The organism is Pseudomonas sp. zfem002 (assembly GCF_032621685.1).
Taxonomy (GTDB): domain Bacteria; phylum Pseudomonadota; class Gammaproteobacteria; order Pseudomonadales; family Pseudomonadaceae; genus Aquipseudomonas; species Aquipseudomonas japonica.
Genome location: NZ_JAVYJH010000007.1, coordinates 157,182 through 163,274, shown reverse-complemented (window position 1 = coordinate 163,274; position 6,093 = coordinate 157,182). Strand labels below are relative to the sequence as shown.

Annotated in this window: 5 protein-coding genes; 1 reads left to right on the top strand and 4 read right to left on the bottom strand. The window is 65.5% G+C overall.

From position 1 onward, the window contains the following. Positions 1-192 precede the first annotated feature (192 nt). Genes RTI28_RS11225 through RTI28_RS11215 form a run of 3 tightly spaced genes read right to left on the bottom strand, consistent with a single transcriptional unit; the run spans position 193 to position 2,820 of the window. Positions 193-1,164 (bottom strand): thymidylate synthase, encoded by a 972-nt coding sequence (locus tag RTI28_RS11225; protein ID WP_316920513.1) that lies wholly within the window; start codon positions 1,162-1,164, stop codon positions 193-195. A 49-nt stretch (positions 1,165-1,213) separates the two neighbouring features. After that, a complete protein-coding gene (gene lgt, locus RTI28_RS11220; RefSeq protein WP_316920512.1) occupies positions 1,214-2,023 on the bottom strand; it encodes a prolipoprotein diacylglyceryl transferase in 810 nt (269 codons plus the stop codon). A 14-nt stretch (positions 2,024-2,037) separates the two neighbouring features. Further along, on the bottom strand, positions 2,038-2,820 hold the full coding sequence (locus RTI28_RS11215) for a sulfite exporter TauE/SafE family protein (RefSeq protein WP_316920511.1): 783 nt from the start codon (positions 2,818-2,820) through the stop codon (positions 2,038-2,040). Between the two features lie 126 nt (positions 2,821-2,946). Between RTI28_RS11215 and RTI28_RS11210 the strand changes: the two genes are divergently transcribed. Next, the gene (locus tag RTI28_RS11210) at positions 2,947-3,693 is read left to right on the top strand and encodes an NRDE family protein (RefSeq protein WP_316920510.1); all 747 of its coding nucleotides are present in this window, start codon (positions 2,947-2,949) and stop codon (positions 3,691-3,693) included. A gap of 116 nt (positions 3,694-3,809) precedes the next feature. Here RTI28_RS11210 and ptsP read toward each other — a convergent pair whose 3' ends face one another. Beyond that, complete coding sequence (ptsP, locus tag RTI28_RS11205; RefSeq protein ID WP_316920509.1) at positions 3,810-6,089, bottom strand: phosphoenolpyruvate--protein phosphotransferase; 2,280 nt, start codon at positions 6,087-6,089, stop codon at positions 3,810-3,812. Positions 6,090-6,093 lie beyond the last annotated feature (4 nt).

The window sequence follows — 6,093 nt, the reverse complement described above, 5'->3', positions numbered from 1 at the left end:
AGGCGCCCGCTGCCTGAAAAAGCACCAGGACTGAAATATTGAGCGGGGTTTTCGCCAGCAACACCGGAGAGCTGTGTTGCTGGCGAAGCTATGTCTGGAGGAATCGTTTTTAAAAAAGTCCTCGAAGACAGTTGCTCCTACAGAGACCGCGCCAGCCAGAAGATCCAGCTTGTACAGGGTTTGGCGTGGGTCTCAGACCGCCATCGGCGCCGTCATCGGCGGATGGTGCTCATAGCCTTCCAGGCTGAAATCGCTCGGTTCGATCTTTTCCAGCCACTCCGGCTCGTACTTCCCGGTCCTGGCGAACTCCGGCACCCGATCACTGATCACCAGCTTCGGCGCTGCCAGCGGCTCGCGGCGCAGCTGCTCGTTGAGCATGTCCAGGTGGTTCTCGTAGACATGCGCATCACCGATGAAATAGGTGAACCAGCGCGGCGTGTAGCCGGTCAGGCGACCCACCAGCGACAGCAGCGCGGCGCCTTCGGTGAGGTTGAACGGCGTGCCCAGGCCCAGGTCGTTGGAACGGATGTAGAGGGTCAGGGAGATCTCTTTGGTCTGGGTGTTCGGGTGGAACTGGTACAGCAGGTGGCACGGCGGCAGGGCCATTTCGTCCAGCTGCGCGCAGTTCCAGCCATGGAACAGGATGCGCCGGCTGTTGGGGTCGTTGACGATGGTGTCGACGCACTGGCGAATCTGGTCGATCGCCTTGTACAGCACGACGAAGGCCTCGCCGTCTTCCTCGGCCTCGGCAATCTTGACGAAGCCATTGCGCTGCGCCAGCTCGATGGCCGCGGCATTGCTCAGCGGGATGCGCTTGTAGGCCGGCCACTGGCGCCACTGCACGCCGTAGATCTCGCCGAGGTCGTCAGGCCCCTGGCGGAACGGGTTGGCCAGCCAGGCGGCGTTCTCGTTGGCGTTCTGGTCCCAGACCTTGCAGCCCAGCTCGCGGAACTGCGCGGCATTCTTCACGCCCCGCAGGAAGCCGACCATCTCGCCGATCGCCGACTTGAACGCCAGCTTGCGCGTGGTGATGGCGGGAAAGCCCTTCTGCAGGTCGAAGCGCAGCATGGCGCCCGGCAGGGCGATGGTGCGCACGCCGGTGCGGTTTTCCTGCAGGGTGCCGTTCTCGATGACGTCGCGGACCAGGTCCAGATACTGTTTCATAGCGTTCCTGTAACGAAGACGGCAGGGGGATTGCCCCTGCCGTGGAAAATCAGACCGCCGGTTTTACCGTCGGCTTGCGATTATAGGCCCACCAGATCAGGCCGAGGCCGCCGGCGATCATCGGCACGCAGAGAATCTGACCCATGGTCAGCCAGCCCCAGGCCAGGTAGCCGAGCTGGGCGTCCGGCACGCGGACGAATTCGACGATGAAGCGGAAGATCCCGTAGAACAGGGCGAACATGCCGGACACCGCCATGGTCGGCCGCGGCTTGCGCGAGTAGAGCCAGAGGATCAGGAACAGCGCCACGCCCTCCAGGGCGAACTGGTACAGCTGCGACGGGTGGCGCGGCAGTTGCGCGGGGTCGCTGAACGGCGGGAAGACCATCGCCCACGGCACGTCGGTGGCCTTGCCCCACAGCTCGGCGTTGATGAAGTTGCCGATGCGCCCGGCGCCCAGGCCGATCGGCACCATCGGCGCGACGAAGTCCATCAGCTCGAAGAACGACTTGTTGTTGCGCTTGCCGAACCACAGCGCCGCGAGCATCACGCCGATGAAGCCACCATGGAACGACATGCCGCCCTTCCACACTTCGAAGATCAGGGTCGGGTTGGCCAGGTAGGCGCTCAGGTCGTAGAACAGCACGTAGCCGAGCCGGCCGCCGACGATCACCCCCATGGACAGCCAGAACACCAGGTCCGAGAGCTTTTCCCGGGTCCAGGTCGGATCGAAGCGGTTCAGGCGGCGCGAGGCCAGCAGCCAGGCACCACCGATGCCGACCAGGTACATCAGGCCATACCAATGGATTTTCAGCGGCCCGATGGCCAGTGCCACGGGATCGATCTGCGGGTAAGGCAGCATGGTGACTCCTCTCGTTAAAGCAGAAAGCTCAGGCCGACGCAGAACAGCAGCGCGGCGAACAGGCGTTTGAGCAGGCGCGGCGACAGCTTGTGCGCCAGGCGCGCGCCGAAGCGGGCGAAAAACATGCTCGTCACGGCAATCCCGAGCAGCGCCGGCAGGTAGACGAAACCGAGGCTGTGGGCCGGCAGGTGCTCTTCATGCCAGCCCAGGGCCATGAAACTCAGGGCGCTGACCAGGGCGATCGGCAGGCCGCAGGCCGACGAGGTCGCCACCGCCTGCTGCATCGGCAGGCTGCGCCAGGTCAGGAACGGCACGGTCAGCGAACCACCGCCGATGCCGAAGATCGCCGACGCCCAGCCGACCACGCTGCCGGCCAGGGTCAGGCCGGTCTTGCCCGGCACACTGCGGCTGGCCTTGGGCTTGAGGTCCAGGGCCATCTGCACGGCGATCACCAGGGCGAACACGCCGATGATCTTCTGCAGGTTCGGACCCTGGATCAGCGAGGCGGTCTTGGCCCCGATGCCGGCACCGATGAGGATGCCCAAGGTCATCCAGGCGACGATCGGCCACTGCACGGCGCCCTTGCGATGGTGCTCGCGGATGGCGTTGAGCGAGGTGAAGACGATGGTCGCCAGCGAAGTACCGACGGCCAGGTGGGTCAGCACCGAGGTATCGAAGTCTTGCAGGGTGAAGCTGAACACCAGCACCGGCACGATGATGATGCCGCCGCCAACGCCGAACAGCCCGGCCAGCACGCCCGCGCAGGCGCCCAGCAGCAGATAGAGCACGAATTCCATTGTCGCCCCCGGAAAATTCAGTCCGGCATGGTAACGGAAGGTGGTGCCCGGCCTCCAGTGAAGACGCCGACAGGCAAGTCTGGGTACAGTGACGCACTACCACAGGCCTGCCAAACGGGAACCATGATGTGCCTGATCGTTTTCGCCTGGCGGCCGGGCCATGCCCGCCCGCTGATCGTCGCGGCCAACCGTGACGAATTCTACGCCCGCCCGACCCAGGCGCTGGCGCCCTGGGACGAAGCACCGGGGGTCCATGCCGGACGCGACCTGGAGGCCGGCGGCACCTGGCTGGGGGTCGGACCGCGGGGGCGATTCGCCGCGCTGACCAACATTCGTGATCCGGGCCAGCCCATCGGCGCGCGCTCGCGCGGTGAACTGGTGGCCGGGTATCTGCGCGGGGAATTGTCGGTGGAGGCCTACCTGGACAGGGTGGCCGGCGAGGCGCAGCACTATTCCGGGTTCAACCTGCTGGCGGGCGACGGCCACACGCTGGGTTACCTGCATGGCGGCGATGCGGCGCCACGTTTGTTGCCGGCGGGGGTCTACGGGCTGTCGAATGCCGCGCTGGACACGCCGTGGCCGAAGCTGGTGAAGGCGCGGGAAGGCTTGCGCGGACTGCTGGACGAGACGGCGCCGGAGGCGTTTTTCGCCTTGCTGGGGGATGATCGTCAGGCCGCCGATGCCGAGTTACCAAACACCGGGGTCGGCCTGGCGACCGAGCGGCTGCTGTCCAGTGTGTTCATCGCCAGCCAGAACTACGGGACGCGGGCGAGTACGGTATTGATCGTCGAGGCGGATAGGAAGCGGCGGTTGCTGGAGCGGAGTTTCGGGCCGTTCGGGGGGCATCTGGGGGAGGTAGCGCTGGAGATCTGAGGTGCCTGGTCTGGCCTCATCGCGGGCAACGCCCGCTCCTACAGGGTTCGGCAGCGCACGCGGCCCTTGTGGGAGCGGGCGTTGCCCGCGATGGCGTCGGAACAGTCAGCCAGGTATCAGACCCCGTGCCCCTGCCCCGGGTTGATCATCCGCGACAACCCCAGGTTCTTCAGCGCCAGCTGCAACGTACTGTGGATAACCTGCGGGTTATCGATCTCCATGACCTGCGCCAGCATCTCTTTCGACTTGCCCAGGCTGATCTGGCGCAGCATCCATTTCACCTTCGGCAGGTTGGTGGCGTTCATCGACAGGCTGTCGAAGCCCATCGCCATCAGCAGCACCGCCGCCGCCGGATCACCGGCCATCTCGCCGCAGATGCTGACCGGCTTGCCTTCGGCATGTGCGGCGGTGACCACATGTTGCAGCGCTTGCAGCACCGCCGGGTGCAGGTAGTCGTAGAGGTCGGCGACCCGCGGGTTGTTGCGGTCCACCGCGAGCAGGTACTGGGTCAGGTCGTTGGAGCCGACCGAGAGGAAGTCCACCTGGCGCGCCAGCTCCCTGGTCTGGTACACCGCTGCGGGGATTTCCACCATCACCCCCACCGGCGGCATCGGCACGTCGGTGCCTTCGTCACGCACTTCGCCCCAGGCGCGGTGGATCAGGTGCAGGGCTTCTTCCAGCTCGTGAATCCCGGAAATCATCGGCAGCAGGATACGCAGGTTGTTCAGGCCCTCGCTGGCCTTGAGCATGGCGCGGGTCTGCACCAGGAAGATTTCCGGGTGGTCGAGGGTGACGCGGATACCGCGCCAGCCGAGGAACGGGTTGTCTTCCTTGATCGGGAAGTAGGACAGCGCCTTGTCGCCGCCGATATCCAGGCTGCGCATGGTCACCGGCAGCGGATGGAAGGCCTGCAGCTGTTCGCGATAGATCGCCAGCTGCTCCTTCTCGCTGGGGAAGCGCTGGTTGATCATGAACGGCACTTCGGTGCGGTACAGGCCGACGCCCTCGGCGCCACGCTGCTGTGCTCGCGCCACGTCGGCGAGCAGCCCGGTGTTGACCCACAGCGGCATGCGGTGGCCGTCGGTGGTTTCGCAGGGCAGTTCGCGCAGGGCGTCGAGGCCCTGGGCCAGCTGGCGCTCTTCCTCGACCACATCGGCGTACTGCTTGCGCAGCACGTCGCTGGGGTTGGTGTAGACGTCGCCCTTGTAGCCGTCGACGATCATCTGGATGCCGTCGACCTTGGAATACGGCAGGTCGACCAGGCCCATCACCGTCGGGATGCCCATGGCCCGCGCCAGGATCGCGACGTGGGAGTTGCCCGAACCGAGTACCGAGACCAGACCGGCCAGCTTGCCTTCCGGCACTTCGCCGAGCATCGCCGGGGTCAGCTCCTCGCTGACCAGGATGGTGTTGTCCGGATAGACCAGCGACAGCTGGCGGGCTTCCTGGAGGTAAGCCAGCAGGCGGCGACCGAGATCCTTCACATCGGAGGCGCGTTCGCGCAGGTAGGCGTCGTCCATCAGTTCGAAGCGATTGACATGCTCGCCGACCACCTGGCGCAGGGCGCCCTGGGCCCACTGACCGGTCTTGATCACCTCGACCACCTCGCCACCCAGCGCGGCGTCGTCGAGCATCATCAGGTAGACATCGAACAACGCCCGCTCTTCAGGGCGCAGCTGGGTCGCCAGCTTGGCCGAGAGGGTGCGCATGTCGTTGCGCACGCCTTCGAGGGCGTTGTTGAAGAGTTTCAGTTCGGCATCGATGTCGGTGACGGTCTTGTCCGGCACCACATCGAGATCCGCCGGTGGCAGCATGACCACCGCGGTACCCACCGCCGCACCCGGCGAACCCGGGACGCCGACGAACTTGGCTTCCTGGATGCCCTTGCCCTGCCGGCCCAGGCCGCGGATCGAGCCGGTGGCCTCGGCATGGGCGATAACCCCGGCGAGCTGCGCGCTCATGGTGACGAGGAAGGCTTCCTCGCCCTCGTCGAACTGGCGGCGCTCCTTCTGCTGGATGACCAGCACGCCCACCACGCGACGGTGGTGGATGATCGGTGCGCCGAGGAAGGAAGCGAAACGCTCCTCGCCGGTCTCGGCGAAGTAGCGGTAGCGCGGGTGATCGGCGGCGTTTTCCAGGTTCAGCGGCTCTTCCCGGGTACCGACCAGGCCGACCAGGCCTTCGTTCGGCGCCATGCTGACCTTGCCGATGGAGCGCTTGTTCAGGCCTTCGGTGGCCATCAGGACGAAACGGTTGGTTTCCGGGTCAAGCAGGTAGACCGAGCAGACCTGGCTGCCCATGGCCTCTTTGACGCGCAAGACGATAATCCCCAACGCCGTCTTGAGATCCTTGGCGGAGTTAACTTCCTGGACGATCTTGCGCAGCGTATTGAGCATGGCT

Bases quoted from the DNA above. Each gene is read 5' to 3' on its own strand.
- RTI28_RS11225 (WP_316920513.1), bottom strand. From the start codon at position 1,164: ATGAAACAGTATCTGGACCTGGTCCGCGACGTCATCGAGAACGGCACC.
- lgt (WP_316920512.1), bottom strand. From the start codon at position 2,023: ATGCTGCCTTACCCGCAGATCGATCCCGTGGCACTGGCCATCGGGCCG.
- RTI28_RS11215 (WP_316920511.1), bottom strand. From the start codon at position 2,820: ATGGAATTCGTGCTCTATCTGCTGCTGGGCGCCTGCGCGGGCGTGCTG.
- RTI28_RS11210 (WP_316920510.1), top strand. From the start codon at position 2,947: ATGTGCCTGATCGTTTTCGCCTGGCGGCCGGGCCATGCCCGCCCGCTG.
- ptsP (WP_316920509.1), bottom strand. From the start codon at position 6,089: ATGCTCAATACGCTGCGCAAGATCGTCCAGGAAGTTAACTCCGCCAAG.